Annotated in this window: 27 protein-coding genes; 6 read left to right on the top strand and 21 right to left on the bottom strand. The window is 72.5% G+C overall.

Annotation, left to right across the window (positions count from 1 at the left end; genetic code table 11):
- Window positions 1-11: 11 nt before the first annotated feature.
- Window positions 12-1,310 carry an MFS transporter gene (locus OU416_RS23805; RefSeq protein WP_270929242.1) on the bottom strand — a complete coding sequence of 433 codons (1,299 nt, stop codon included), beginning with the start codon at window positions 1,308-1,310 and terminating at the stop codon, window positions 12-14.
- A gap of 132 nt (window positions 1,311-1,442) precedes the next feature.
- On the opposite strand from OU416_RS23805, the gene OU416_RS23800 reads away from it, so the two are divergent.
- Entirely contained in the window at window positions 1,443-1,991 is a 549-nt protein-coding gene (locus OU416_RS23800) for a CGNR zinc finger domain-containing protein (RefSeq protein ID WP_270929241.1), read from the top strand.
- Window positions 1,992-2,011: 20 nt separating this feature from the next.
- Here OU416_RS23800 and OU416_RS23795 read toward each other — a convergent pair whose 3' ends face one another.
- From OU416_RS23795 to OU416_RS23710, 18 genes are all read right to left on the bottom strand, one after another.
- A complete protein-coding gene (locus OU416_RS23795) occupies window positions 2,012-2,524 on the bottom strand; it encodes a flavin reductase family protein (protein WP_270929240.1) in 513 nt (170 codons plus the stop codon).
- 2 nt (window positions 2,525-2,526) lie between these two features.
- Window positions 2,527-4,065 (bottom strand): amino acid adenylation domain-containing protein, encoded by a 1,539-nt coding sequence (locus OU416_RS23790; protein ID WP_270929239.1) that lies wholly within the window; start codon window positions 4,063-4,065, stop codon window positions 2,527-2,529.
- Window positions 4,066-4,071: 6 nt separating this feature from the next.
- A complete protein-coding gene (locus tag OU416_RS23785; protein WP_270929238.1) occupies window positions 4,072-4,974 on the bottom strand; it encodes a hypothetical protein in 903 nt (300 codons plus the stop codon).
- The gene (locus tag OU416_RS23780) at window positions 4,971-5,597 is read right to left on the bottom strand and encodes a 4'-phosphopantetheinyl transferase family protein (protein WP_270929237.1); all 627 of its coding nucleotides are present in this window, start codon (window positions 5,595-5,597) and stop codon (window positions 4,971-4,973) included. The genes OU416_RS23785 and OU416_RS23780 overlap by 4 nt, the downstream gene beginning before the upstream one ends.
- The gene (locus tag OU416_RS23775) at window positions 5,582-6,739 is read right to left on the bottom strand and encodes an acyl-CoA dehydrogenase (RefSeq protein WP_270929236.1); all 1,158 of its coding nucleotides are present in this window, start codon (window positions 6,737-6,739) and stop codon (window positions 5,582-5,584) included. The genes OU416_RS23780 and OU416_RS23775 overlap by 16 nt, the downstream gene beginning before the upstream one ends.
- Complete coding sequence (locus OU416_RS23770; protein WP_270929235.1) at window positions 6,732-7,904, bottom strand: acyl-CoA dehydrogenase family protein; 1,173 nt, start codon at window positions 7,902-7,904, stop codon at window positions 6,732-6,734. The genes OU416_RS23775 and OU416_RS23770 overlap by 8 nt, the downstream gene beginning before the upstream one ends.
- A gap of 137 nt (window positions 7,905-8,041) precedes the next feature.
- Window positions 8,042-8,287 (bottom strand): acyl carrier protein, encoded by a 246-nt coding sequence (locus OU416_RS23765; RefSeq protein ID WP_270929234.1) that lies wholly within the window; start codon window positions 8,285-8,287, stop codon window positions 8,042-8,044.
- Window positions 8,288-8,292: 5 nt separating this feature from the next.
- Window positions 8,293-9,546 (bottom strand): type III PLP-dependent enzyme domain-containing protein, encoded by a 1,254-nt coding sequence (locus tag OU416_RS23760; protein ID WP_270929233.1) that lies wholly within the window; start codon window positions 9,544-9,546, stop codon window positions 8,293-8,295.
- Window positions 9,539-11,017, bottom strand: a complete 1,479-nt coding sequence (locus OU416_RS23755) for a class I adenylate-forming enzyme family protein (RefSeq protein ID WP_270929232.1) — start codon at window positions 11,015-11,017, stop codon at window positions 9,539-9,541. The genes OU416_RS23760 and OU416_RS23755 overlap by 8 nt, the downstream gene beginning before the upstream one ends.
- Window positions 11,014-12,075 (bottom strand): non-ribosomal peptide synthetase, encoded by a 1,062-nt coding sequence (locus tag OU416_RS23750; protein WP_270929231.1) that lies wholly within the window; start codon window positions 12,073-12,075, stop codon window positions 11,014-11,016. The genes OU416_RS23755 and OU416_RS23750 overlap by 4 nt, the downstream gene beginning before the upstream one ends.
- Window positions 12,072-13,418 (bottom strand): TrpB-like pyridoxal phosphate-dependent enzyme, encoded by a 1,347-nt coding sequence (locus OU416_RS23745; RefSeq protein ID WP_270929230.1) that lies wholly within the window; start codon window positions 13,416-13,418, stop codon window positions 12,072-12,074. Before OU416_RS23745 ends, OU416_RS23750 begins: the two co-directional genes overlap by 4 nt.
- A complete protein-coding gene (locus OU416_RS23740; protein WP_270929229.1) occupies window positions 13,415-13,696 on the bottom strand; it encodes an acyl carrier protein in 282 nt (93 codons plus the stop codon). Before OU416_RS23740 ends, OU416_RS23745 begins: the two co-directional genes overlap by 4 nt.
- A 23-nt stretch (window positions 13,697-13,719) precedes the next feature.
- Complete coding sequence (locus OU416_RS23735) at window positions 13,720-14,985, bottom strand: glutamate-5-semialdehyde dehydrogenase (protein ID WP_270929228.1); 1,266 nt, start codon at window positions 14,983-14,985, stop codon at window positions 13,720-13,722.
- 6 nt (window positions 14,986-14,991) lie between these two features.
- Window positions 14,992-15,720, bottom strand: a complete 729-nt coding sequence (locus OU416_RS23730) for an SDR family NAD(P)-dependent oxidoreductase (protein ID WP_270929227.1) — start codon at window positions 15,718-15,720, stop codon at window positions 14,992-14,994.
- Window positions 15,717-16,400, bottom strand: coding sequence for a thioesterase domain-containing protein (locus OU416_RS23725; RefSeq protein ID WP_270929226.1), 684 nt, complete (start codon window positions 16,398-16,400; stop codon window positions 15,717-15,719). Before OU416_RS23725 ends, OU416_RS23730 begins: the two co-directional genes overlap by 4 nt.
- The gene (locus OU416_RS23720) at window positions 16,397-19,555 is read right to left on the bottom strand and encodes a non-ribosomal peptide synthetase (RefSeq protein WP_270929225.1); all 3,159 of its coding nucleotides are present in this window, start codon (window positions 19,553-19,555) and stop codon (window positions 16,397-16,399) included. Before OU416_RS23720 ends, OU416_RS23725 begins: the two co-directional genes overlap by 4 nt.
- Window positions 19,552-19,800, bottom strand: a complete 249-nt coding sequence (locus OU416_RS23715) for a phosphopantetheine-binding protein (RefSeq protein ID WP_270929224.1) — start codon at window positions 19,798-19,800, stop codon at window positions 19,552-19,554. Before OU416_RS23715 ends, OU416_RS23720 begins: the two co-directional genes overlap by 4 nt.
- A gap of 65 nt (window positions 19,801-19,865) precedes the next feature.
- Window positions 19,866-20,564: a thioesterase II family protein gene (locus OU416_RS23710; RefSeq protein ID WP_270929223.1), complete on the bottom strand. Its 699-nt coding sequence runs from the start codon at window positions 20,562-20,564 to the stop codon at window positions 19,866-19,868.
- Between the two features lie 223 nt (window positions 20,565-20,787).
- On the opposite strand from OU416_RS23710, the gene OU416_RS23705 reads away from it, so the two are divergent.
- The 5 genes from OU416_RS23705 to OU416_RS23685 all read left to right on the top strand — a co-directional run bounded on the left by OU416_RS23705 (window position 20,788) and on the right by OU416_RS23685 (window position 24,307).
- Complete coding sequence (locus tag OU416_RS23705) at window positions 20,788-20,925, top strand: hypothetical protein (RefSeq protein ID WP_270929222.1); 138 nt, start codon at window positions 20,788-20,790, stop codon at window positions 20,923-20,925.
- 145 nt (window positions 20,926-21,070) lie between these two features.
- Window positions 21,071-21,760 carry a response regulator transcription factor gene (locus OU416_RS23700; RefSeq protein ID WP_270929221.1) on the top strand — a complete coding sequence of 230 codons (690 nt, stop codon included), beginning with the start codon at window positions 21,071-21,073 and terminating at the stop codon, window positions 21,758-21,760.
- The gene (locus OU416_RS23695) at window positions 21,757-23,274 is read left to right on the top strand and encodes a sensor histidine kinase (protein WP_270929220.1); all 1,518 of its coding nucleotides are present in this window, start codon (window positions 21,757-21,759) and stop codon (window positions 23,272-23,274) included. The genes OU416_RS23700 and OU416_RS23695 overlap by 4 nt, the downstream gene beginning before the upstream one ends.
- Before the next feature lie 182 nt (window positions 23,275-23,456).
- The gene (locus OU416_RS23690; RefSeq protein ID WP_270929219.1) at window positions 23,457-23,858 is read left to right on the top strand and encodes a hypothetical protein; all 402 of its coding nucleotides are present in this window, start codon (window positions 23,457-23,459) and stop codon (window positions 23,856-23,858) included.
- 86 nt (window positions 23,859-23,944) lie between these two features.
- The gene (locus OU416_RS23685; protein ID WP_270929218.1) at window positions 23,945-24,307 is read left to right on the top strand and encodes a hypothetical protein; all 363 of its coding nucleotides are present in this window, start codon (window positions 23,945-23,947) and stop codon (window positions 24,305-24,307) included.
- A gap of 300 nt (window positions 24,308-24,607) precedes the next feature.
- Here OU416_RS23685 and OU416_RS23680 read toward each other — a convergent pair whose 3' ends face one another.
- Both OU416_RS23680 and OU416_RS23675 read right to left on the bottom strand, forming a co-directional pair.
- Window positions 24,608-24,889: an HU family DNA-binding protein gene (locus tag OU416_RS23680; protein WP_270929217.1), complete on the bottom strand. Its 282-nt coding sequence runs from the start codon at window positions 24,887-24,889 to the stop codon at window positions 24,608-24,610.
- A 151-nt stretch (window positions 24,890-25,040) separates the two neighbouring features.
- Window positions 25,041-25,646 carry a CatB-related O-acetyltransferase gene (locus OU416_RS23675; RefSeq protein ID WP_372907171.1) on the bottom strand — a complete coding sequence of 202 codons (606 nt, stop codon included), beginning with the start codon at window positions 25,644-25,646 and terminating at the stop codon, window positions 25,041-25,043.
- Window positions 25,647-25,714 lie beyond the last annotated feature (68 nt).

Raw genomic sequence — 25,714 nt, 5'->3', positions numbered from 1 at the left:
ATCGTGCGAGGTCAGTGCTGCGCGGCTTCGGCGATCTGGCGCTGCTTGGCCTCTTCGACCGCCTCCAGGACCTGCGGGGTCACGGTGCGGAGGAACGGCGGAATGGTGATCAGGACCGCCACGGCGAAGATGATGAACGCCGCCCGCATGCCGAAGAACTCCGCCAGCAGGCCGACGAGACCGGCGCCGATCGGCATCGCTCCCCAGCTGAACAGCCGCGCCACCGAGCTGTAGCGGCCCATCATCTCCGGCTCCACCAGGTACTGGGCGATGGTGCGCGCGTTGACCACCCACAGCGTGCCGCCCATGCCGCCGACGAACGCGCCCGCGGCCAGGATCCACAGCTCCGTGGTCAGCACCGGCGTCACCACCATCGCGAGGGTGCCGACCAGGTCGGCGAACAGGGCCCACCGGCGTCCGATGAGGCGGTTGACCGTGGTCACCGTCAGCGCGCCCACCAGGCCGCCGATGCCCAGCGCGCTCAGCAGCATGCCCCACTCGCGGGCGTCCAGGCCCAGCTGGGTGGTCGCCATCAGCGGCATCAGGGCCAGCCACGCGCCCCAGCAGGAGCACAGCACCGTCAGCACCAGCGCCATCAGCCGCAGCAGCTGCTGGTTCCACACGTACCGCAGACCGCTGCCGATCTGAGCGCTCACGCTCTCCCGCTGCTCGTTCGCCTCGCGCGGCACGCGGAAGCGGCCGATCAGGAACACCAGCACGACCGTGCCCAGCACGTAGCTCGCCGCCGTGGCGCCGAGCGCGAACGCGCTTCCGATCGCCAGCAGCAGGCCGCCGACGAGCGGGCCGCAGAACTCGTTGCAGACCGTTTCCGCGCCGGTGATCCAGGCGTTGGCGCGCTCCCGCCAGTGCGGCCCGACCGCGGTCGGCGTCAGCGCCATCGCCGAGGTCAGCGCGATCACCTCCGCGATCCCCAGCACCGCGCCGCCGATCAGCAGCAGCGGGATGGTGATGCCGTCCGAGAAGTGGACGGACAGCAGCACCGCCAGCGTCAGCAGGCGCATGAGGTTGGCCAGCCACAGCAGCCTCCGCCGGTCGAAGCGGTCGACCAGCACACCCACGTGCAGCGCCGTCAGCAGCCACGGGAGCGTCAGCGTCAGCGACACCGCCGCCACCAGCCCGGGCGAGGAGGTCAGCGTGGTCGCCATCAGCGGCAGCGCCATCTTGACCACGCCGTCGGCCAGGTTGGTGATCGCGGTGAACACCACCAGGACCACCGTGTTGTGCGCGCTGCGGTCGCGCGGCCGCACCGCCACGTCCGGGGGCGCGTCCTCGACGAGTCGATCAGTCATCCGAACCACCTCGAAATAACCATCAAACGCGTTTTGCTGGATAGTGTGTGGGCGCATCATTGCACACGCATCAGACGAATGGGTAACCTGCTATCGAGTTGAGCGGTTATCGAAGGTCAGGGGAGGTGCCCGGTGACCGATCCGTCGCCCCAGGCAGAGTTGATCATGGCCTTCGCCAACACCCTCGACGTCGAGGACGAGACCGATGCCCTCGCCGACGTCCCGGACCTGGCCCGGTGGCTCGCCGAAACCGGCCTGACCACCTCGACGCCCGTCGTCACCGCCGAGGACCACCAGCGGTGCCTGCGGTTCCGCAGCGGCGTCCGGGAACTGCTCGGCACCGAGGACCGGCAGGCCCACCTGCTCGCCGAAGCGGATTCGGTGCTGCGCGAGCTGCCGCTGCTGGTCTCGGCCACCGCTGGCTCCGCCCTGCAGCCCGCACCGGAGCTGCCGGCCGTGTCCCGCGCCTTCGGCGCCCTGGCCGCCGCGCTCGCCGTGCTGCTGATCACCGGCGAGAACGAGCGGATCAAGCGGTGCCCGGCCGAGGACTGCGGCTGGGTCTTCTGGGACAACTCGAAGAACCGCAGCAGGCGCTGGTGCTCGATGCGGGTCTGCGGCAACCGGAACAAGGCCCGCAGCTTCGCCTCGCGCAACCGCCGGTCACCGGAAGCCGACCGGTGACCGGCGAGCGCTCCGGCGCCTCACGCCACTGAGGCGTAGCCACCGCGGTGGAACACCAGCGGGCTCTTGTCCGCCTCGCCCATGTGCACCGCCACCACCCGCGCCAGGAACAGCACGTGATCGCCCGCCCGGTGCGCGATGTCGACCTGGCACTCCAGCCCGAACACCGCACCGTCGACCAGGACGTTGCCCGCGCCGTCGACCGCATCGCCGAGCAGCAGCGCGGCGTCGTGGCCGCGCGGTCGTTCCCGGCGGCCGAACGTCGCCGACAGGTCCTGCTGCTCCGCGCTGAGCACGTTGATCGCGAAGCTGCCCGCGGCGTCGATCCGCGGCCGGATCCGGCCATCCGCCCGCACCCCGACGAGCACCATGATCGGATCGAGGGACACCGACACGACGGAGTTGGCCGTGATCACCTCCGCCGCGGCGCCGCTGCCCCGCGTGATCAGCGTGACGCCGGTCGGGAACAGCCCCATGGCGCGCCGGAAGGCCTTGCCGTCCAGCGGGATCCGGACATCCACCTGAGCAGTCATCGTCATCGCCGCCCCGCGGTCGCGGCCAGGCTGCCGCCCAGCGCCTTCCGGTCGATCTTGCCGTTCGGGTTGAGCGGGAAGAGCTCGAACGCCACCACCGTGCGCGGCACCATGTAGCCGGGCAGGCGGCGCGCCAGCGCTTCGACGAGGACCTCGTCGTCGACGACCGCGCCGGTGTAGGCGGCGGCGAGTTCGGTCTCACCGCCCTCGCCCTGGACCGCCAGCACGACCGCGTCGGCGACGCCGGGCTGGTCGCGCAGCGCGGCTTCGATCTCGCCCAGCTCCACCCGGTAGCCGCGGATCTTCAGCTGGTGGTCCAGGCGGCCGAGGTGCACCAGCTGGCCCTGCTCCACCGCCACCCGGTCGCCGGTGCGGTACCAGTGGTCGTCGGTCAGCGGTTCCGCCCCGTCGTAGACCCTGGCCACCTCGCCGTCGAAGCCGACGAAGCGGCCCGCGTTGCCCGCCGGGTCGACGTAGCCGGGGAAGCGCTGCGGCCCGCGCAGGCACAGCTCGCCGGTGTCGGCGGGCCGACCGTCCTCGTCGAGCACCAGGTGCTCCAGGTGCGGGTAGGCGGTTCCGATGGGCACGGTGCCGTTGGCCGGGCTGGGCCACTGCGCCGGGTCTCGCGGCAGCCGGTACTCGGTGCAGGTCACCGTCATCTCCGTCGGCCCGTAGATGTTCTCCAGCACCGAGTTCGGCGCCGCCGCCTGCCAGGCCCGCGCCTGCTGCAGGGTGAGCGGTTCGCCGCAGAACAGGCTCCACCGCAGCGTCGGCATGGTGCCGGGCTTCAGCGCGCGCAGCCGGGTGGCCAGCGAGATCACCGACGGCACCGAGTTCCAGTGCGTGATGCGGTTGCGCTCGACGAACCGGACCGGCGACAGCACGTCGTTGCGGGTGGGCACGACGAGCGTGGCACCGGCGCCCCAGGCGGTGAACATGTCGTAGACCGACGGGTCGAAGGTGAGGTCGAAGGTCTGCGACAGCCGGTCGCCGGGCCCGACCTCGTAGCGGGCGATGACGTGCTCCAGGTAGGCGGTGACGTTGCGGTGCTGGAGGCGCACGCCCTTGGGCCTGCCGGTGGAGCCGGAGGTGAACAGGACGTAGGCGAGGTCCTCCGGGCCCGCGGCCGGTTCCGGCAGCTCGCGCTGCACGTCGAAGCCGTCGTCGCCCAGCCGCAGCACCGGGACCGGGAACTCCGCGGTCAGGTCGTCCTGCACCAGCACCAGGTCGAGCCCGGCCTCCTCGGCGATGGTGGTGTTGCGCACCGCGGGGAAGGACGGGTTGAGCGGGACCACCGCCGCGCCCAGGCGCTGGACCGCGAGGTATCCCGCGTAGGCCGCAACGCTGCGCGCGGCCAGCAGCCCGACCCTGGCCGGGACCGATCCGCCGGTGCGCTCGACGATCGCGCCCGCGATGCCGTCGGCGAGACCGGCCAGCTCCGCGTAGGTCAGCGCCCGGCCGGCGACCTCCAGCGCGATTCCGCTGCCGTTCGCGGCCACCGATGCCGCGAACCAGTCGTACATCGTGGTCTTGTCGGTCATTCCTCGTCATCCCCTCGCGGTCAGGTCTCGGGTCACCTCGGTCAGATGGGCGAAGGTCTTGGCCACCAGCCCCGGCCGGGGCCGGGACCGGCGCGCCGAGTCCAGCGCGAAGCGCAGCGATCTCGGCAGCTCGCCCCACGCGTCCAGCGCCGGCTGCGCCCGCTCCGCGGTCAGCAGGCCCGCGGTGACGAAGGAGGTCAGCTGGAAGCGGTGGTGGCGGGCGGCGGCCCACATGTCCTCGATGTGCGCTGCCAGGGATTCCGCGCCGTCGCGGAGGAGGTGCTCGGCGATCTCCTCCAATGTGGACGCCGTGTCGCCGGGCCAGTCCTGCTGCGCCGCCGCGGTTCCGGCAGTTCGGGTCAGCCAGCGGTAGTGCTCGTAGGGCGGCAGCGGGACCTGCTCGCCGAGCGCGTGCGCATCGCGGTTGCGGACCGACGGCGACGGGGCGTGCACCGGGGTCATGATCCGGCGCAGCTCGGCGTCGGTGAGCCAGCGGTCCTGCGGGTGCTGCTCACCGGTCGGCAGCAGGGCCTCGAACTCGTCGACGACGTGCCAGGAGCCGCCCGCTTCCTCGGTCAGGAGCACCCAGTGCGGTGCCTGCCCGGAGGAGTCCGGCGCCCAGGGCAGGTGGCCGGTGTTGGCGACCGCGAGCACGCGGCCGTGCGCGTCCAGCTCGGCGCGCAGCGCCTTCGCGCACTCCGCCCACTGCGCCGCGCTGTCGTAGATCAGCTCGCCCCGGTCGATGCGCGCGTGGTGGCTGAAGATCAGCCCGCCGTCGTGCGGTCGCACGCGCAAGCGCACCGCTTCGGCCAGCCGCCACCACACGTCGGGGTCCTCGATGGCCAGGTATGCGGCGAGACTGGCCGTGTAGCAGCTCAACTCGGCCTGGCCGCGCAACGTCGCGGTCACGTTCCCTCCTCTCCTGCCGGCCCGAAGGCACAGCTCAGCGGAACCTCCGAAGCTCCGCGCAGACTCACCCACCGGAGCTCGCCCCAGGTGCCCGCGGCGGCGCCCGGCGGCACGTCGATCGCCCACGGGCGGCCGCCGATTCCCTCGCCGGTGGCCTTCACGCACGCCTCCTGCACCGTCCACACCCAGGCGAACTCCAGGGCCCGGCGCGCCGACGGCAACTGCATGACCTGGTCGGTGTAGGCGCGCAAGCAGCGCCGCACCAGCGCCCGTTCGAGCTTCTCCGGCGGGCCCTGCACGTCGACCCCGACCCGGCGGCCGGGAGCCACGCACACCGCGACGACGCCGCTGTCGTGCGACACGCTCATGCCCAGGCCCCGCTCGCCGAGCAGGTGCGGCTTTCCGTTGCCGGCAGCCGTCACCTCCAGCTCGGCCGCTTCCGGGTGCAGCTCGCGCAGCATCGACCGCAGCAGGTTCCGGCCCGCCAGGAACTCCCGCACCCGCCACCCCGGCATGCCCGCGGTGCGCGCCAGGTCCGCGGGGTGCGCGCGGTCCGGAACCCGCTCGATCGCACCGGTGCCCACCCAGGTGCGCTCCGCGACCTCGATCAGCCGGTCGTGCATGGCCAGTCGCTCGGGTCCAGTTCGGCCAGCACCACCACGGCGTCGTCGGCGACCGCCGATCGCACGACTTCCGTGGTACCGCCGCCGATCCCGAAGATCGCGGCCTGCGCCCGCAACCGCTGCGCCCCGACCGAGGTGAACCCCTCGGCGCCCTGCAGCTGCGCGCACTCGGCGAGCACTCTGTCCACAGTGGTGCCGACCGCTGCTTTCAGCAGCGCGGCGGCGGAGGTGTCGAACCGGCTCGCGATGCGGTCGCTGAGCTCGCGGGCCAGCGCGTCCAGCTGCCGCAGGTCCACCAGGCACGCCGCGAAGCGCTGCCGCACGCTGTCCAGGTCCCACAGCGTGCCCTGCTGGTGCGGGCGCACCGACAGGCCGCGCAGCGTGTGCTCCAGCGTGCGGCGGCACAGCGCCAGCGCCCACAGCGCACCCGCCAGCCGCTCGGTGGCGATGTGCCTGGCGAAGCTCGCCAGACCGCGCCCCGGCCTGCCCACCACGCAGGACCGGTCCAGCCGGACCTCGTCGAAGGTCACGTCACCGACGCCGGAACCGCGGAACAGGTCGGAGTCCGCCGCCCGCGCGGTCACCCCGGGAGTCCCGGCGGGCACCAGGACCCAGGTGAAGTTGGTGAAGTGCCTGCCGCTGCGATGGCGGGCCAGGACCAGGAACTCGTCGGCCGTCACCGCGTTGGTGATCCACCGCTTGGTGCCGTTGAGCACGATCTCGCGCTCGCCGAGCGCCACCTCGGTTTCCAGGGCGGTCAGGTCCGATCCCGAGCCCACGTCGGTGGCGGCCAGCCCGACGGTCGCCGCGCCGCCGAGCGCCCGGTGGAGCACCTGCGCGGGCCTGCCCTCGTCCCCGGCGAGCAGCGGCAGCACCGTGGCGAGCTGCACGCACGTGGAAAGCGTTGTGTCCACCGGGAATCGCGCGTCCACCGCCGCCAGCACGCGCGCCAGGCGCGGCGGGATCACCCCGGCGCCGGGCGAGCCGTGCCGGTACACCTGCTCGATCAGGCCCGCCTGGCCCAGCGCCGCCCAGATCTCCCGCGCCGAGGCCGCCGGGGCGAGCTCGTCGAGGACCTTCTCCAGCACGTCGAAGCCGGGGAGTTCGACCATCGGCTCCGGTGCCAGCGTCGTCTCAGGCAAAGCGCACCTCCGAGTCCATCAGCGCGAGCCGGCCGTCCGCGAGGTGCAGCCGGTCGTTGCTGTAGTTCAGGGCGGCGGAGCGCAGGTCGCGCAGCGCCTGCTCCAGCCTGGTCGGCGAGTCCTTGAGGTAGCCGTGCCGCAGCCCCACGGCGTCGACCAGGTCGTTCACCGCGGCGTGGCACTGCTCGGCCGCGGTGATCTTGAGCGCGTTGAGCAGCAGCTGGTTCCTCGGCAGCGACAGGTCCGAGGTGGTGCGCACCATCTCCTCGGTCCGCCACAGCAGGGCGTGCACGGTGTCCAGCCGCTGCCGGGCCGTGGAGAGCCTGGTCAGCAGCAGCTCCGACTTGACGTCGAACCGCTTGCGCCCGGCCGGGCTGCGCAGCAGCTGCAGCACTCGCGAGAGCGCTCCGGCCGCGGTGCCCAGCCACGCCGCCGACCAGCCGAGGTGCGCGAGCGGCCCGAACACCGAACCGGCGATGTCGGCGAAACCGCCTGGCGCACCGACGATCTGGTGCGCGGGCACGGTTCCGGTCAGCTGCAGCGCGATGCTGTGGCTGGCGCGCATGCCCATCGGCTGCCAGTCACCGGAGCCGTCGGTGGTGAGCTGGTCGCGACGGGCGTAGACCAGCGACACCTGGTTCGGCGCATCGGCCTCGACGGCGCGCATCGTGATCAGGAACCCGTCGGCGTGCGCACCGCCGGTCACGATCGGCGCGAACCGGTCGACGGCCAGCTGCTCGCCGTCGGCGCGCAGTGCCGACCCGGCGCTGAGCAGGTGCCCGCCGGTGCCGACCTCGGTCGTCACCGACGCCAGGTACTCCGCGCCGCTGCCCAGCCGGGCCAGCAGCTCCGAGCGCAGCGGCTCCGCCGCGTGCCGGACGACCGCGGCGACCTGCTGGCAGTGCATCGTGAAGATCATCGCCAGCGACATGTCCACGCGCCCGAGCCGGATGCCGATCCGCAGCACGTCGGCGAGGTCGCCGCCCAGCCCGCCGTGCTCGACGGGCACCAGCAGCCCCAGCAACCGGGTGCGGCGGAGTTCGTCGAGCGCCGCCACCGGGAACACCGCGTCCCGGTCGGCCTCGGCGACGTGCTCCTCCGCGACGGCGGCCACCTGGTCGGCCAACGCATCGAACCCGACCCGTTCCAACGCAGGCGCGCTCATGCCCGGTCCCGCCTCTCCGCGATTCACAGTGGTGTTTGCGTTCTGCTCCACCTCACGTTTCGCGGTTTCTTGTGGCTGGTTCGCGTCACGTTCCCCTGAGGTGCGGTCGAGCAGAACTGGAGTTGACACGAAGCTGCTCATGCCACGGCCTCCGGTATCTGGGCGGAGACCACTCGCCACAGGCTTCCCGCGGTGGCGAAGTTCTCGTCGTTGAGCTCGTCGTCGGGCAGCGCGATGCCGTAGGCGTCCTCGATGGCGAACAGCAGCTCGATGGCCTGCATGGAGTCCAGGCCGAGCTCGCGCAGGCTCGCGTCCTCGGTGATCTCGCGACCACCGGCGAACTTCAGGAACGGAACCAGCAGCTCGGTGAAACGCGCGTCCATCGTGATCAGTCCTCTCCGTGGATTCGGATCAGTTCCAAACGGGAAACCTGCGGCGACCGCTGCGGGTCGTCGCCGTCGACGACGACCTCCGCGGGCATCGGGTGGCCGAGGAAGGCGAGCAGGCTCGCGCAGAGCCCGTAAGCGCCGACGTTGGGCACGGCGAGCACGTCACCGGGCCGCACCTCGGGCAGCTCCGCCGACCGCGCCCAGAGGTCCAGCGGGGTGCACAGCGGGCCGGTGATCATCGCGGTCATCCGGCCCCGGCCGTCCGGCTCGCCGACGAGGTCGGGCACCAGCGGCGGCACGCGCCGCAGCCCGGCCATGCCGCCCAAGTGGTTGATGCCCGACTCCAGCACCACCACGTCGCGGTCGTGCGAGCGCTTGACGTCGAGCACCGAGGTCACCAACGTGCCCGCGGTGCCGACCAGGTAGCGGCCGGTCTCGAAGGCGATCGCGGGCGCCGGGTCCGGGAGCTCCTCGCGGAAGAGGTCCTCCAGCGCGGTTTTCAGGCCGTCCAGCGGGATGCGGTCGCCCCGCTTGGCGAACGGTGCGCCGAAACCGCCGCCGAGGTCGAGCAGCTCGATCGCCTCGCCGTGCGCCGCGAACACCTCGCAGAGGCCGACCGCGGTGCGCACGGACTGGCGGAACTGCGCGACCAGGTCCTCGACGGTGACCAGGTTGGTGCCCATGTACAGGTGCAGGCCGCGCATCCGCACGTGCGCCCGCCCGGTGAACCGCTCGGGTTCGGCCAGCACCCAGCCCAGGTCGGCGCCGAACTGCGACGCCACCCCGGTCATGGCCAGGCCCTGCCCGGCGGCGGGCCGGTCGTCGTTGATCCGCAGCAGGCAGCCGAGCCGGACGCCGTGGGCCGCGGCGACCGCTTCGAGCTGGTCCAGCGCCACGACCGAATCGACGGAGAACTCCCGCACGCCCAGCCGCACCGCCCGGTCCAGGTCGGCATCGCGCTTGCCCGGACCGGTGTAGAGCACCTGCCCGGCGGACCAGCCGGCCTGCAACGCCGCGTCCAGCTCGCCCGGCGAGCAGACCTCCGGCAGCGCGCCACCGGCGCGCAGCTCGCCCAGCAGCGCCGGGTGCGGATTGGCCTTGAGCGAGTAGTACACCTCGGCCGAGTCCGGCAGCGCCGACCGCAGGTGCGCGTGGTTCTCGCGCACCACGGCCAGGTCGTAGACGTAGGCCGGGGTCCGCACCGCGCCGAGCCGGTCGCGGATTCCGCTGCGCTCCAGCAGGGCCTCAGCCATGATCGGCCTCCAGCATCGCGGCCATCGCCTTGCGGTCGACCTTCCCGTTGCGGGTCAACGCGATCCGCTCGACGACCAGGCACCGGCCGGGGATCTTGAACTCCTCGATCTCGGCGCGCATCGCCGCCAGCACCTCGTCCGGCCCGGTGTCGGCGACGACCATCAGCACCGCCCGCCGCTGCCCCTCCGGCGGCAGCACGGCGGCCGAGCTCACCCCGGTGACGCGCCGCGCGGCGGCCTCGACCTCGGTGGCGCTGACCCGGAAGCCGCGCTCCTTGTAGATGTCGTCGCGGCGGCCCTCGAAGTACAGGTGGCCGTCCTCGTCGATCCAGCCGTAGTCGCCGGTGCGCAGCTCCGGGAACAGCTCGTCGCGGCGGAGGAACCGGCGGGCCGACATCTCCGGCTGCCGCCAGTAGCCGGCCATCACGTTGGGCCCGCGCACGGTGATCTCGCCGACCTCGCCCGGCTCCAGCCTGCGGCCTTCACCGTCCACTGTGAACACCTCGGTGCCGGGCAGCGCGCGGCCGCAGGTGCCGGGGCGCCGCAGGTCGTCGTCGGGCTCGGCGATCGTCGCGCGCTTGCACTCGGTGAGCCCGAACATCAGCTGCACCCGCAGCCCGGGGATCGCCGCGCGCAGCCGCGCCAGCGCCTCCGCGGGCATCGCCGCGCCGGTGTTGGTCACCAGCCGGATCGCGGGCACCACCGCCGCCCGCCGGGCCAGCAGCCTGCCCAGCGCGTCGGCGACCGCGGGCACCGCGGGCAGCACGGTGGCACCGGCCTCGACCAGGTTCGTCACCAGGCTGGGGCCGACCTCGGCCGGGCGGCCGAGCCAGACGTGCGCGCCTGAAGCCGCGCCCAGGAACAGCTGGTACATGCCGTAGTCGAAGGACATCGGCAGCGGGCAGTACACCACGTCGGTGTCCTGGTAGCGCAGCACCGACTGGATCGCCGCGACCGCGAAGGTGACCTGCTGGTGCGTGCTGACGACCGCCTTCGGCGCCGAGGTGGTGCCGGAGGTGTAGATCAGGAACAGCGGGTCCACCGCCAGCGGTTCCCGCCCCGGCACCTCCTGCGATCCCTCGCCCAGCCGGGCGAGGAGCTCCGCGCTGCCCAGGACCGCGATCCCGCGATCCAGAGCGGGCCGGGAGACCTCGTCGGAGACCACCAGCACGGGCTCGCAGTCGTCGAGCACGTGCTCCAGCGCGCGGTCGGTGGTCTGCTCGTGCAGCACCGAGATGACCGCGCCGATCCGCGATGCGGCGTAGACCAGCGCCGGGTGCAGCACGCTCGACGGCAGCACCACGACGATGCGCTGTCCGCGCCGGACGCCGCGCTCGTGCAGCAGCCGGGCCAGGCGGCGGCTCGCCGCGGCCAGTTCGAGGTGGGTCAGCGTGCGGCCCGCCGCGGTGATCGCCGGACGAGCGGGCCTGCGATCGGCCGCGTCGTCGAGCAGTTCGTGCAGCAACGTCATGGCAGAACTCCCTCCGTGCGCACCGCCGGCGGCCGGATGACCTGGCAGAGGTCGTCGAGGCGGTGCAGGTTCTCGGGCAGCAGATCCGCGGCGTCGATGTCGGCACCCAGCTCGCTCTCCAGCTGCTCGACGATCTCCACCAGCCGGAACGAGCTGAACCGCGGCAGCGAGGTGAAGCTGACGCCACCGAGCAGCTGCTGCTCGGGCACCTCCAGCACCGACGCCACCACACCGGCGACCGAGCGCCGCCACCGCTCGTCGCCGAGCGCGAACACCTCGCGATCGGCGGCCAGCACCGCGCGCAAGCGCTCCACGACGGCAGCCGGCTCGGGCCTGCCGCGCACCACGCGCCGGTAGGCCAGGTAGGTCTGTTCGACCAGCGCGTCCCAGCGGGCCAGGTGCTCGGCGAGCGCGGGTGTCGTCGGCAGGCCGCGGTGCTCGCGGAACGCGGCGTGCAGCTTCCGGGAACGGGCCAGCAACCAGGTCTCCAGCGTCAGCCGGTCCAGCGCCGAGACCCGGTCCGGCTCGGACTCGTAGGCGGCGACGTACTCCTCGGGATCACCGTCGTCGAGCGAGGCCACGGGATTCGGCGCGACGCCGGGCGTGAAGTGCAGGACTTCGCCCGCCACCTGGAGATCCGGGTGCTGCCAGGTGCCGGGTGCCGCCGGGCCCCACTGCGTGTCGTTGGCGTAGGCGTCGACCACCTCGCCGTCGGCGGTGAGCAGGAAGCTGTGCTCCATGTGCCGCTGCTGGAAGTAGGGCACCCACGGCAGCTCGTAGGCGTCGGCGATGACGTACGCCCGCTCGCCGGGCCGCACGGCCGCGGTCAGCGGACCGCCGGTGATCGCGCGCCGGTCCGCGAGGCGCAGGCCGAGCAGGTCCTCCGCGTCCGCCAGGTGCTGCTCCAGCGTCGGCTCGACCGTGGGCAGCTGTTCGGCGCGCCACCGGAAGCGCAGCGCCGCACCGAGGTTGAGGTGCGTGCCCGCGCCGTGGTGGTGGTCGGCCAGCACCGCGAGGTTGGCCTGCACGCAGTCGAGCAGCTCGGATCGCACCGTCATGGCCGCCTCCCCGCCGTCGAGAGCTCGCCCACCCGGTCGAGCCCGGACACCGCGGCCGACAGCGCCTCCGGCACCGGCGCGACGTCGCTGAGCTCGCCGTCGAGGAACTGCTGGTACGCGGCCAGGTCCAGGTAGCCGTGACCGCTCGCGCACACCAGCACACCGCGCTCGGCGCGCATGCCTTCGGCGGTGCCGGTCGCCAGCTTCGCCGCGGCGGCCAGCGCGTGACCGGATTCCGGTGCGGGCAGCACGGTTTCGTGCACGGTCAGCAGCCGGCCCGCTTCCAGCGCCTCGACCTGGCCGATGCCCACCGCCTCGACCTGACCGGCGTGGCGCATCGCCGAGACGACCTTCGCCGCGGCGTGGAACCGCAGGCCCGCCGAGTGCGAGTCGGGGATGACGTAGTCGCTGCCGATGGTGTACATCGCCTCCAGCGGCCCGGTTCCCGTCGCGTCGGTCTGGTCGTAGGCGTACACGCCGCGGCTCAGCTTGGGCGTGGTGCTGGACTCCGCGGCGACCAGCAGCGGAGCCGGTGCGCCGGTGGCGACGGCCTCGGCGTGGAACGGCAGCGCGATGCCGCCGAAGTTGGAGCCCGCCCCGACGCAGCCGACGACCGCGTCGACGTCGGCGTCGAGCTCGGCCAGCTGCACCTGCGCCTCCTGCCCGATCACCGACTGGTGCAGGATGCTGTAGGTCTCGCCGCTGCCGATGCTGAACGCGGCGCCGTCGGTGGCCTTGGCGTACTCCACCGCCTCGCCGATGGCCAGCGACAGGCTGTTGCCGCGGCTGCCGTCGTGATCGCGGCCCACCGCGGTCAGGTCGCTCGGGCTGGCGTGGACCTCGGCGCCGAGCATCCGCATGAGCACGCCGCGGTAGGGCTTGCGGCTCAGGCTCGACCCGACCATGAACACCGTGCAGCGCAGGCCGAACAGGGCGCAGGCCGCGGCCAGCGCCGTGCCCCACTGCCCGGCACCGGTCCCGGTCACCAGCTCCTTCACCCCGGCCCGCGAGTAGTAGTAGGCCTGCGCGAGCGCGGTGTTGAGCTTGTGGCTGCCGGAGATGTTGCCGCCCTCGTACTTGACGTAGACCGGCACGCGGGCGCCGATGGCCCGCTCGAAACCGGTCGCCCGCCACAGCGGGGTCGGGCGGAACTTCCGGTAGGCGTCGGCGATCTCGTCGGGGATCGGCCAGTACTCCTTGCGCGAGATGCTCTGCCGCACCAGCTCCATCGGCAGGTTGGCCTGCACGCCCTGCCCGCTGCTCACCCGCGGGCTGCGGTCGGCCGGGAGCTCGTCGATGTGCGGCAAGACGCTGCGCCACTGCGTCGGCAACCCGCTGCTCATGCCGTCACCTCCGCGGCCTGGAGGACGACGTTGATCAGGTCGGCGACGGTGTGGAACTGGCGGCCGACGAAGAGGTCGTCGGAGAGCTCGACGTCCAGCTCGTCCTCCAGGCGGATCAGCATTCCCACGAAACCGAGGGAGTTGACGGTCAGTCGGTCCCCGTTGAGCAGCTCGTCGTCCGGGATCTGGTTCGGGGTGAGGGAAATCCGCGATTCGGCGATGACCACTCGTTTGACGGCTTCGGCGACCGCGGCGCGGTCGAGCGTGGCTGTGGACATGGTTCCTCCTCCAGGTGCGGGTTTCAGCTGACCGTGCTGCGCAGCGTGCCGTTGGCCGCCACCAACCAGGTGTGGGTCAACAGCGAGCGCATCGTCACCGGGCCGCGCTCGTGCAGGCGGCCGGTGCTGATGGAGACCTCGGCGCCGAGGCCGAGGGTGGGACCGTCGTGCAGCCGCAGCGATCCGTTCACCACGATCGCGGCCGCGTCGACCTGCTTGACGAACTCCGCGGCGACCCGCTCGTCGCCGGAGACCACGCCTTCGGTGTGCATCGAGCCGAACCGGCGGATGTGCTCGACCGCTTCGGCCAGGCCCGCGACGGCGCGGACTCCGATCGCCGGCTCCAGGAACTCGCGGCCGAAGTCGTGCTCGGCCAGCGCTGCGATCTGCCACAGCGCGCCGTCGGCGCGGGTGGGGGCGGTGATGCGCTCGTCGAGGCGGAAGGTCACTTCCTGCTCGGCCGCGTCGGCCAGCGCCGCGGCGAACGGCGTCGCCACCCGCTCGTCGACGAGCACCAGCTCCAGGGTGTTGCAGGCGGTGGGCTCGGCGAGCTTGCTGTCCAGCGCCACCGCCGCGGCCAGCGCCAGATCGGCGGATTCGTGCACGTAGAGGTGGTTGACGCCACCGCCGCTGGCGATGACCGGGATGGTGCTCGTGGTCCGGCAGTAGTCGATCAGCGACGGGCTGCCGCGCGGGATGAGCACGTCGATCGCGTCGCCGCGGCCCAGCAGCTCGCGCAGCACGGCGCGGCTCGGATCGTCCAGCGTGGTCACCATGCCGGTCGGCAACCCGGACGCCGCCAGCGCCTTGCCCACCACAGTGGACAGTGCAGCGTTGGTGGCGGCGATTTCCTTGCCACCGCGCAGGATCACGGCGTTGCCGGTGACCACCGGCAGCAGTGCGCCCTCCACGGTGACCGTCGGCCGCGCTTCGTAGACCATCAGCGCGACGCCCAGCGGCTTGGGCACCTTGCGCAGCGATGCGGCCTTGCCCACCGGGCTCTCCGGGCCGGGCTTGAGCACGTCGGGGAGCTCGTCGGCCACGCTGCGGGTCAGCGTCCGCAGCTGCTCCAGGTGCGCCTCCCCGAGCCGGATCCGGTCGAGCAGGACCGGCGGCAGACCGCGGTCCTGCGCGGCCTGGACGTCGCGGGCGTTGGCCTCCAGGACCAGCGGCCACGATTCGGCGAGGGCGCGGGCGAGTTCGTCGGGATAGCGCAGGAATGCCGGGTCACCGACCGGAGGCGCGGTGTCGTAGGCGAGCCGGGATGCGCGGAGCAGTTCGTCTGTCATGATCTCCTACCACATGAATTGGCCGCCGTCGACGATCAGCTTCTGCCCGGTGAGGTAGCTGCTGTGCGCGCTGACCAGGAACTCCAGGGCGTCGGCGATGTCGTCGGGGGAACCGATGCGTCGTTGCGGGATCTCGGCCAGCACGGCGGCCCGGTGCTCCGGGTCGTCGAGCCGGAATCGGGTGATGAGCTCGTCGGTTTCGGTCATGCCCGGGATCAGGCAGTTGACCCGGATCGCGGGGGCGAGCTCGGTGGCCAGGCACTTGGTGAGCTGCAGCAGACCGGCCTTGCTCGCCGCGTAGTTCACGCCGTTGGACCGCGGACGGATCCCGGTCGTGGCGCCGATGTTGACGATGTTTCCCGCGCCTGCCGCCAGCATCGCCGGGGCGAACGCCTTGATCAGGTGGAACGGTCCGGACAGGTTGGTGTCGATGACCCGCTGCCAGTCGGCGCCGGTCAGCTCCAGGAAGGGCCGGTCGATGTTGATACCGGCGTTGTTCACCAGCACCGCCGGCGTGCCGTGCTCGCCGAGGACCTGCTCGGCGAACGCCGCCACGGCTCGCGGATCGGAGATGTCGGCCCGGACCGGCATCACTCCGGTGCCCTCGGCCGCGCTGCCGCTGCTGCGGTGCACCGCGATCACCCGGTAGCCGAGCTTCGCCAGCCGCGCGCTCAGCGCCGCACCGATGCCGCGAGTCCCGCCGGTGACGATCGCGAGTTCGGAAGGGCGGGTCATACTTCCTCCAAGGTGTTCAGGAACTCGTCGAGGTGGCCGAGCACCGTGGCCAGGTGCGGGCTGGCGAGCACTTCGAAGTGGCCGCAGTCGACCTCCGCGATGCGCAGGTGACCGGCCAGGTCCCGCCACGCCGCCGCGTGGGCGGGGTTCTCCCGGCGGCACGCCACGAGCAGGGCGGGCCCGGGATAGCACTGCCGCGCCTGGTACTCGGACGCCGCGGTGATGTGCGCATCGGTGGTCGCGCGGACCGATTCGTCGTTGGTCCCGGCTGCGATCACGTCCCGCAGGTGGTCGCGCTGCGCCTCCGACACCGGCTCGGCGACGGCCGGGCTGTCGACCATCACCACGGCCGGGCGCCGCCCGAGCTCGGCGTAGCGCAGCGCCAGCTCCCAGGCCAGCGATCCGCCGAGCGACCAGCCGAACAGCACGCTCGGCGCGTCCAGCGGCTCCAGCGCCGCCCAGCAGCGCTCCACCATCGCCGCCACCGCGGTGTCCGGCTCCTCCCCGGCCATCAGGCCGCTGGCCCGGACGCCCTGCACCGGCCCGCGCCGGGCCAGGTGCGCGGCCGCACCGAGGCAGGGCCCGACGCCGCCGCCCGCGGGCGGCAGCACGACCGACAGCGGGCCGGTGCCCCGCTTGATCGGCACGAGCAGCGAATTCCCGGCCAGCGCGCCGGTCATCGCCGCACCCCTTCCTCGCGCAGCGCGGCGGCCATGGCCGCGACGGTCGGATCGGCGAAGAAGTCGAGGATCGTCAACGGCACCCCGAACTCCTCCTCGATCCGGGTCAGCGCGATCAGCGCGTTGAGCGAGTGCGCACCGAGCTCCAGCAGCGAGCCGTCGACCGGCGGCAGCGCGTCACCGAGCAGCCCGGCCCACATCCACTGCAACCAGGCCTCGACCGGGTCGGCCGACAGCGACGCGGCCGGTGCGGCAGCGCGGTCGTCCTCGGCCAGCAGGTCCGCCGCCGCGGCCACCAGCGCGTTGCGGTCGACCTTCCCGTTGGCGGTGGTCGGGATCCGCTCCACCGCGATCACCACCGCGGGCACCATGTAGCCCGGCAGCCGCGCCGCGAGCTCCCGCCGCACCTCGGCGGGCTCCGGGGCCGAATCCGGCCGGGTGGTCAGGAAGAGCAGCAGGCGGCGCGCCGCGGCGTCACCGTCGACCGCGGCCACCGCGAGGCGCACGCCGGGCAGCTCCTGCGCGGCGGCCTCGATCTCGCCGAGCTCGACCCGGAAGCCCCGGATCTTGACCTGGTCGTCGTTGCGGCCGAGGAACACCAGCTGGCCGTCCGCCGACCACATCACCTGGTCACCGGTGCGGTACCGACGGCCCTCAGGCCTGCGCGGATCGGGCAGGAAGCGCTCGTCGGTGCGCTGCGGATCGTTGACGTAGCCGTGCGCCGGGCAGCGCCCGCCCAGCAGCAGCTCGCCGAGCACGCCGCGCGGCGCCAGGTGCCCGGTCCGGTCGACGACCTGCGCGGTCACGCCGGTGATCGGGCGGCCGATCGGAACGTGCGAGTCCCAGTGGTCGGCGGCGGTCGGCGAGAACGTGGTCACCGCGTGCGTCTCGGTCGGGCCGTAGAGGTTGACCAGGTCGATCCCCGGTCGCTGCGCGAAGAACCGCCTGATCTGGGCGGTCATGACCAGCTGCTCACCGGAGACGCACAGCCACCGCACCGACGGCAGCCGCTCCCCCGCGGCCTCCGCGGCCTGCACGAACGGCGCCAGCGCGGCGACCGGCAGGTACACGTGGGTGACGGCCTTGTCGCGCACGTGCCGCACCAGGGCGGGGAAGTCGCGGCGGTCGACGTCGTCGCGGGCGACGACGGTGCCACCTGCGACCAGCGTCGGCACGATCTCCTGGAAGGACACGTCGAACCCGCCCGGCGCGTACTGCAGGAACCGGGTCGTCGAGTCCATGCCCAGCGCGTCGACCTGCCAGGCGGTGAGGTTGACCAGCGGCGCGTGGTGCATCAGCACGCCCTTGGGCTTGCCGGTGGAGCCGGAGGTGAACATGACGTACACCGCGTCGGCATCGGTCCCGGGCTGCTCCGCGGGCTCCGCCGAACCGGCCTCGCCCGGCGCCACCACCCGCACTCCCGGAACCGGGGCGTCGGCCACCGCGACCCGGCACTCGGCCTTGTCGAGCATGTAGGCCAGCCGCTCCTCCGGCAGCGAGGAGTCCAGCGGCAGGTAGGCGGCCCGCAACCGCAGCGCGGCGAGGATCGCGACGATCGTGTCCAGCAGCGAACCGGTGGCCAGCCCCACGACGTCGCCCGCGCGCACACCGCACTGCTGCAACCGAGCGGCCATCGCCCCGGCGGAGGCGTCCAGCTCCGCGTAGCTGACCTGCCGGTCGTGCTCGTCGACGGCGATGGCGCCGGGCCTGGCCGCGCACGCCTCGCGCAGCCAGCCGTCCAGGTCCGGCGCTGCGGGTTCCACGCCCAGCCCGTCGGCGCGCTCGGTCTCCACTGCGGACGAATCGGTGAACAGATCGGACAACCGCACGTCGGTGTCGGCTGCGACGGTGCGCAGAGCGCTGCGCAGCGAACCCGCGATGCCCTCGACGACCTCGGGCGGCAGCAGCGTCCGGTCGTGCTCCAGCTCCAGCAGCCAGCCGTCACCGGTCGGCGTGACGCCCAGCCACAGGTCGAACTTCGCGGTCCCGGTGCCGTGCTCGCGCAGTTCCCGAACCGGCGAATCCGGCGCGACGTCGGTGGAGTCCTGCATCGCGAGCATGCAGGAGAACAGCGGGTTGCGGTTGCCGGCCCGGCTGGGATCGACGCGCCGGACGATGCGGGTGAAGGGCACCGCGGCGTGGGACCTGACCTCCAGCGCGCGCGGGGCCACGTGCTCGCGGACGTAGCTCTCGAAGCTCGCCTGCCACGGCACGTCCACGACCAGGGGCAGCGTGTTGACGAAGAACCCGCACAGGTCGAAGGAACCGACCGTGCGCCGCGCCATCAGCGGTGCGCCGAACACCACCGAGTCCTGCCCGCTGTGCCGCGCGAGCAACGCGGCGTAGATCGCCGAGAAGAAGGTGAAGGCGCTGATGTCCAGCGCGCCGCAGACCTGGCCGATCCGCCGGTTCTCCGCGGCGGAGAACCGGATCTCGACCCGGTCACCGCTGAAGTCGGTGGTCGTCGGCCGGTTCGGCCTCGGGTGCAGAACCGTCGGCGAGGTCTGCCGCAGCACCTCCGCGATGGCCTCGACCGCGGCTTCCGCTTCGGCCGTGTCCGCAGCCGCGATCTGCGCCTGGAGTTCCTTGCGCAGCGCGCGTTCCCGCTTCTCCCGCAGCGCCGCGACGTCGAGCTCGCCGGTGAGCGCGCGGGAGAGGTCATCGACGAACGGGCGCAGCGAGAACCCGTCGAAGACGGTGTGGTGCACGGCGAGGAGCAGCACTGCGCGGGTGCCGTCGTCGGAGTGCAGGTGCGCTGCGCGCAGCAGCGGCGGTTCGGCCAGGTCGAAGGCGGTGTTCGCCAATTCGGTCAGCTGCGCCTGCTTCTCCGCGTCGAACTCCGCGGCGGAAACCTGCGCGACGGACACCGGAATCTGGTTCGCCGGAATCGGTTCCGCCACGTGGGCGTGCGGGCGCGGGCTCTCGCGCAGCCCGGTGCGCAACGCCGGTTGCACCGCGAGCACGTCCGCGAGCGCGGAGCGGATCCGGGTGCCGTCGAAGGCGGGGTCCAGGCCGATCTCGGCGACCACGTTGTAGAGGTGGGCAGCGGGCACCGCGCGGTGCACGACCAGCAGGCCCAGCTGCGATTCGGTCAGCGGCGCGGCGGCCGGATCCTGCTCGTCCCGGCCGTCCACCGGGACCGCGATGGCGGTCATCGGACCGCTCCGGTCTGCTCGGACAGCAGATCGCGCAGCCACTGGCGGAACTGGCCGACGGTGCGGATACCGCCCAGCCGGGCGGCGTCGATCTCGGCGTCGTCGTCGGGCAGCAGCGCGACGACGATGCGCACCGCGGTCAGCGAATCGATGCCGACCTCGACCAGGGTGGAATCATCCCGCCACTGCGCGCGCACGAACTTGGCAAGCTGTGCGTCGAACTCCCTCGGAACCGCTTCCGTCATGACCACTCTTCTCCCCATTGCGCGACTCTGGACGCGTGCGTTGACCTGCGACCTGCTCCGGCGGCCTACTGCGCGGGATCCAGCACCCGCCGCAGCTCCACCGGCGCCGACAGGAACCTGAACTGATCACCCGGCAGCACGTGCGCGGCGACGCCGCCGAACTCGTGCCACCCGTCCACCGACGACACCGCGTCGTCGGCCCACCCGACCGCGGTCACCCGGACCCGGTCGGAAACCACGCCCGGCCGGTAGGCGGCCGCCGCGGCCAGGTCGCCGCGGAACACCCCCACCCGGGTCTCCACCAGCGACGGCAGCGGATTCCCGCCCACCTCCAGCAGCACCCGGCAGAGCACCTCGGCCAGCACCGCATCCGAGGCGCGGCCGAGCCGGTACCCCGGCGCGGGCTGGGCGGAGACGAACACCTGCACCGGTTCGAGCCCGGCCATCCGGGCAGCGGTCTCGTAGCCCAGCAGGGCCACGGCGCCGTGCCCGAAGAAACCCAGCGATCGCCCGCGGTAGGTGCCGAGCGCGCCGGCGAGCTCCCCGGCGAGCTGCCGGAAGCACGCCGGGCGCGAGTGCCTGGCGAAGACGTCCCTGCCCGGCAGCTGCACCGGGCAGACCTCCCAGCGGCCGATGGTGCGCGGCCACCTCCGGTAGGTCTCGGCGCTGCATCCCGGGTGCGGCAGCACGAACAGCAGTGCCCGGCTGCCGGGATCGGGATCGCGCAACAACCAGCGAGACCACCCGGAGACGTTCCGCAGCATTGGTTCGCTCCTCTCCGGAAGGCGGCCGACCGCCCGGCGCCGTGCGAACCAGACTCTCCACAACCGCCCCATCAGCGACCTATCACCGCGCCATCACCCGGCGCGGCGGGGACGATGGGGAGATGACAGCCGCGCAACGGCGGCCTGATAACCCGGCTCCCTAACGTCATCGGCAGTTCCGGTTCACGACGGCCCGGACAAGCCACGACACACAGGAGCAGCAATGTCCTTCCTCAAGAAGCTCACGATCGCCCTCACCGTCCTGGCCGCCGCAGTCCCGGTCACCACCGCCCTCGCGACCACCTCCGACGCCCCGGCCGCGATCGCGGCCGCCCCCGGCGACGACACGCCCTGGGGCTGATCGGCCGACGGCGCCGGCGGGGTGGAGCGACGCGCTCCCCCGCCGGCGCAGCACTTCCGGCACCCGGCCAGCTCCGTCTCGGCCCACCCGGCGATGTGTGAGACTCACGTCCTGCCCGAGGTGACAACCGGCCGAGAGGTTCCGCGTGACCAATCTGCTCGTCGTGGACGACGAACCCACGGTTCGGGAGCTGCTGGCCGCCACCCTGCGGTTCGCCGGGTTCTCGGTGACCTCCGCCGCCAGCGGCGGCGAGGCGCTGGAGCAGGCGCGGCTGCGCACCCCGGACCTGGTGCTGCTGGACGTGATGCTGCCGGACCTGGACGGCTTCGAGGTGATCCAGCGGCTCCGGAAGCTGACCGGCACGGGTGTTCCGGTGCCGGTGCTGTTCCTCAGCGCCCGCGACGACCCCGCCGACAAGATCAACGGTCTCCGGCTCGGCGGCGACGACTACATCACCAAGCCGTTCGACCCCGAGGAGCTGATCGCGCGGATCCACGCCGTGCTCCGGCGCTCCGGTGGCTCTGCGCCGCGCGACACGTTGCGGGTCGCGGACCTGGAGCTCGACGTGGACGGACATCAGGTGGTGCGTGCCGATGCGCCGGTCCGCCTGTCGCCGACGGAGTTCCGGCTGCTGCGCTACCTGATGTCCAACGCGGGCCGGGTGGTGTCGAAGCGGCAGATCCTGGACCAGGTCTGGGAGTACGACTTCGGCGGTGATCCCAGCATCGTCGACACCTACATCAGCTACCTGCGCCGCAAGATCGACACGGCGGGCCCCAAGCTGCTGCACACGGTGCACGGCGTCGGCTACGTGCTCCGCGAGCCGCGGGCATGACCGACCGGCGGAGGTCGCGCGGCCTGTCGTTGCGCGCGAGGCTGCTGCTGATCGCGAGCCTGCTGCTCGCCGTCGGGCTGACCGCGGGCAGCGCCGTCGTGACCGGGTTCCTGCACGGCTACCTGGTCAGCCGGATCGATGCGCAACTCCGCCCGATGGCGACCAGCGCGGTGCAGCAGGTGCGGTCCCCGGAGTCGTTCGCGCGGACGATCCCGGTCGGCGAGGCAGGCGGGTTCTGGGACAACTACGTCGCGCTCCTGGGCCCGGACGGCGAGCTCATCGCCGAGCAGCGCTACCAGGAGCAGCCCGGTCCGACCGACCCGGCGCTGCCGCGCCTGGACGCCGCCGCGGTCGACGCGCACGGCGGTCGTCCCTTCGAGGTGCCCAGCGAGGACGGTTCGGGCAGCTGGCGGGTGCTCGCCCTGACCTCGGCCAGCATCGCGGTCGGCGACGAGAGCTCGGTGCGGGTCCGCCGCGAGACGGTGGTGGTGGCGGCTTCGCTGGACGAGGTGCAGGCGACCACCGCGCGGTTGAACACCATTTCGCTGGCCACCGGTGCCGGTCTGCTGGTCGTGCTCACCGTGGTGGGATCGTTCGCGATCCGGGGCGGGCTGCGGCCGCTGCGGCGCATCGAGCAGACCCTGGCCGGTGTCGCGGGCGGCGACCTCAGCCAGCGCGTGCCCGGGCTGGCCGCGCCCGGCACCGAGATCGGCCGCTTGTCCGACGCGCTGAACGACATGCTCGCGCAGAACGAGGCCGCCTTCGCCGCCAAGGAGCGGTCCGAGTCCAGGATGCGGCGGTTCGTCGCCGACGCGAGCCACGAGCTGCGCACCCCGCTGGTCGGGATCCGGGGGTTCACCAAGCTGTTCCGGATGGGCGCGCTGACCGGGCAGGACGACGTCGAGCGGACCATGGACCGCATCGAGCGCGAGTCGCTGCGGCTGACCAGGCTCGTCGAGGACCTGCTGCTGCTCGCGCGGCTCGACGAGCAGCGCGATCCGGCGGAGTCGCTGGAGCTGGCGCAGATGGACCTGCGCACCGTGGCCGCCGACGCGCTGCACGACGTGCGGGCGCTCGACCCGTCCCGGCCGGTCGAGCTCACCGGCCCGGACGGCGGAACCGCGGCCGCCGCGCCGGCGCTCGCCGACGAGGCCCGGATGCGGCAGGTGGTCACCAATCTCGTCGGCAACGCCGTCCGGCACACCCCGGAGGGCACGCGGGTCCGCATCGGCGTCGGCACCGCGGACGGCCAGGCGGTCCTGGAGGTCGCCGACGAGGGCCCGGGCCTGACCGAGGAGCAGCGGTCCCGCGCGTTCGACCGGTTCTACCGCGCGGACGGCTCGCGCAGCCGCACCGACGGCGGCGGCGCCGGGCTCGGCCTGGCCATCGCGCACTCCCTGGTCACCGCGCACGGCGGCACGATCTCCCTGGTCTCGGCGCCGGGCGCCGGAGCGGTCTTCCGGGTGCGACTGCCGCTCGCCGGTGACGCGACGAGCCCGGAAGAAGCTGTGTGAACCTCGGAACTTCCTGGGAGTTCGGCGGTGATCTCCAGCGAGAACGGGATCGCTGCTGCCCGCGCGCCCCGGGATTCTCAGAACTCTCCCAGATCTTCACCGGAATCGCTCGAACCCGCTGGGCAGGCTGTGCTCACCCGGTCCTCGAAGACCGGCCCGCACAACGCGAAAGGCGAAAAACCATGTCTGCCAAGACCACCCGTCGCATCGGCGCCATCGCCGGCCTCGCCCTGCTGCCCGCGCTCGTCTTCGGCGGGACCGCCGTCGCCGCGTCCGCGGAAACCCAGCCCGCGAACGGCAACCCGAGCCAGACCCGGCCGGTGAACCCGCCCGACCAGCACGAGATCAAGGTGGCGGGCGAGGTCAGCAAGATCGAGAAGCGCGGCGACCTCGAATGGGGCGAGGTGACCGTGGTCTCCGTCGTCGCGCACCCGGGCTCGCCGGAGCTGGACTTCGTCCTGACCCCGCAGACCGTCGTGGAGCTGGAGAACGGCGCTCCCGAGGTCGGCACGAAGGTGACCGCCGCCGGCGAGGTGCAGCAGGACGGCGAGACCGTTCTCGCCGACCACGTGGTCTTCCACTGACACCGGCTCGCCGCGGCCGGTGACCTGCCCCACCGGCCGCGGCGCGCGCCGGGATCAACAGCATCCCGATCAGGCAAGATGGCGGTATGCACGAACAAGCCGCAGCAGGGCTCCGGGAGGTCCGGGGACTGCTGGCGACCTTCACGACGCCGTCCTGCATCCAGCGCGCCGGCGAGCTGGGAGGCGCCGCCGACAAGGTCGCCTCCTGCGCCGCCGAGCTGCTCGACGTCGAGTCGGAGCGGCTCCAGCACCAGCTGGCCACCGCGGTCCGGTCCATCCGGTCGGCGGAGCGGACAGCGGCGTCCTACGAGCGGAACCCGTTGACCCGCCCGATCTCCCAGGCCAGGTTCGCCATGCAGACCGGCGTGGCGATGGGCGCGGTCCAGGTCGCGCTGGAGGAGCTGGACCCCGCGGAAGAAGCCGCTCGCGACGAGCTCCGCAACCGGTGACCGCGCGGTGGAGCCTGCCGTCCCCGGAGGCTCCACCACGACGGCGCTCTTGACGATTGATCCCTTTTCCTCAGGCCGCAGCCGCGAGGCGTACCGCAACAACGGCATGAGCTGCCGCAAGCGCGCAGCGCTTGACCCACCCACGCAACTCGCACCGCCGCGGGTTCTCAGAGGTTTCCTGGCGAGGACGGCCCCTCCGCCGTGTATTGGGCATACATCAGGAGGGGCACCCGCAGTCCAGGGAACCTCTGAGGTTCCGCCACCCGCACCGCTGCGCAAAACGAGCCAGGAATCAACCTGCTAGTTGTTCACCGTCTCGTCGAGGTTCTTGGCGGGGACGAACTTGACCACCCGCTTGGCCGGGATCTTGATCTCCGCGCCGGTGGCGGGGTTGCGGCCGGTCCGCGCGGGGCGGTCCACCGCCTTGAGCTTCCCGATGCCGGGCAGGGTGATCTCCTCGCCGCTGCTCAGCTGTTCCGCGGCGATGCCCGCGAGGGCTTCGAGAGCCGCTCGGGACGTCGCCTTGGGCACCTCCACGACTTCGGCGAGTTCGGTGACCAACTGGTCCTTGGTCAGGGCCATGTCCTGTTCCCTTCGATGCATCCGCAGACCGGTGTTCACCGATCGCGACACAGCACTACCCCCGGTGAGATCACCGAGTCTGCGATGACCCGCCCACCTCGCCCGGATTTCACCGGTACGGGTGATCAACGACGGATCGTGTCCGGGCGGGTCAGTCGGCCGGGGCAGCGGCTTCGAGGTCGTCGACGCTGCCCGACATGATGGTGCGGACGTGCTCGGTGATGTGCTCCAGCGGCCAGTCCCACCAGGCCACCGCCAGCAGGCGGGCGATGTCCGGCTCCGCGTAGCGGGTGCGGATGAGCCGGGCCGGGTTGCCGCCGACGATGCCGTAGTCGGGCACGTCGGCGGTGACCACCGATCCGGTGCCGATGATCGCGCCGTGGCCGATGCGCACGCCGGGCAGCACCGTGACGTCCCTGCCGAGCCAGACGTCGTTGCCGACCACCGTGTCGCCCCGGCCGGGCAGGCCGGTGAGCAGGTCGAAGTGCTCGGCCCACGAGCCGCCCATGGTGGGGAACGGGAAGGTCGACGGGCCGTCCGCGCGGTGGTTGGCGCCGTTCATGATGAACCGCACGCCGGTGGCCAGCGCGCAGAACCTGCCGATGATCAGCTTCTCCGGGCCGTAGTGGTAGAGCACGTTGCGGGTTTCGAACGCGGTCGCGTCGTCCGGGTCGTCGTAGTAGGAGAACTCCCCCACGTCGATCAGCGGTGACGTGACCAGCGGCTTGAGCAGCACCACGCGCGGCTGGTCGGGCATCGGGTGGAGCACGGTCGGGTCAGCGGGAATGCTTGGCACAGAAGGACCTCCTTCGACGAGATGCGCGG

Source organism: Saccharopolyspora indica, assembly GCF_027853965.1.
Classification (GTDB): domain Bacteria; phylum Actinomycetota; class Actinomycetes; order Mycobacteriales; family Pseudonocardiaceae; genus Saccharopolyspora; species Saccharopolyspora indica.
This window is presented reverse-complemented; position numbering and strand designations above follow the sequence as displayed.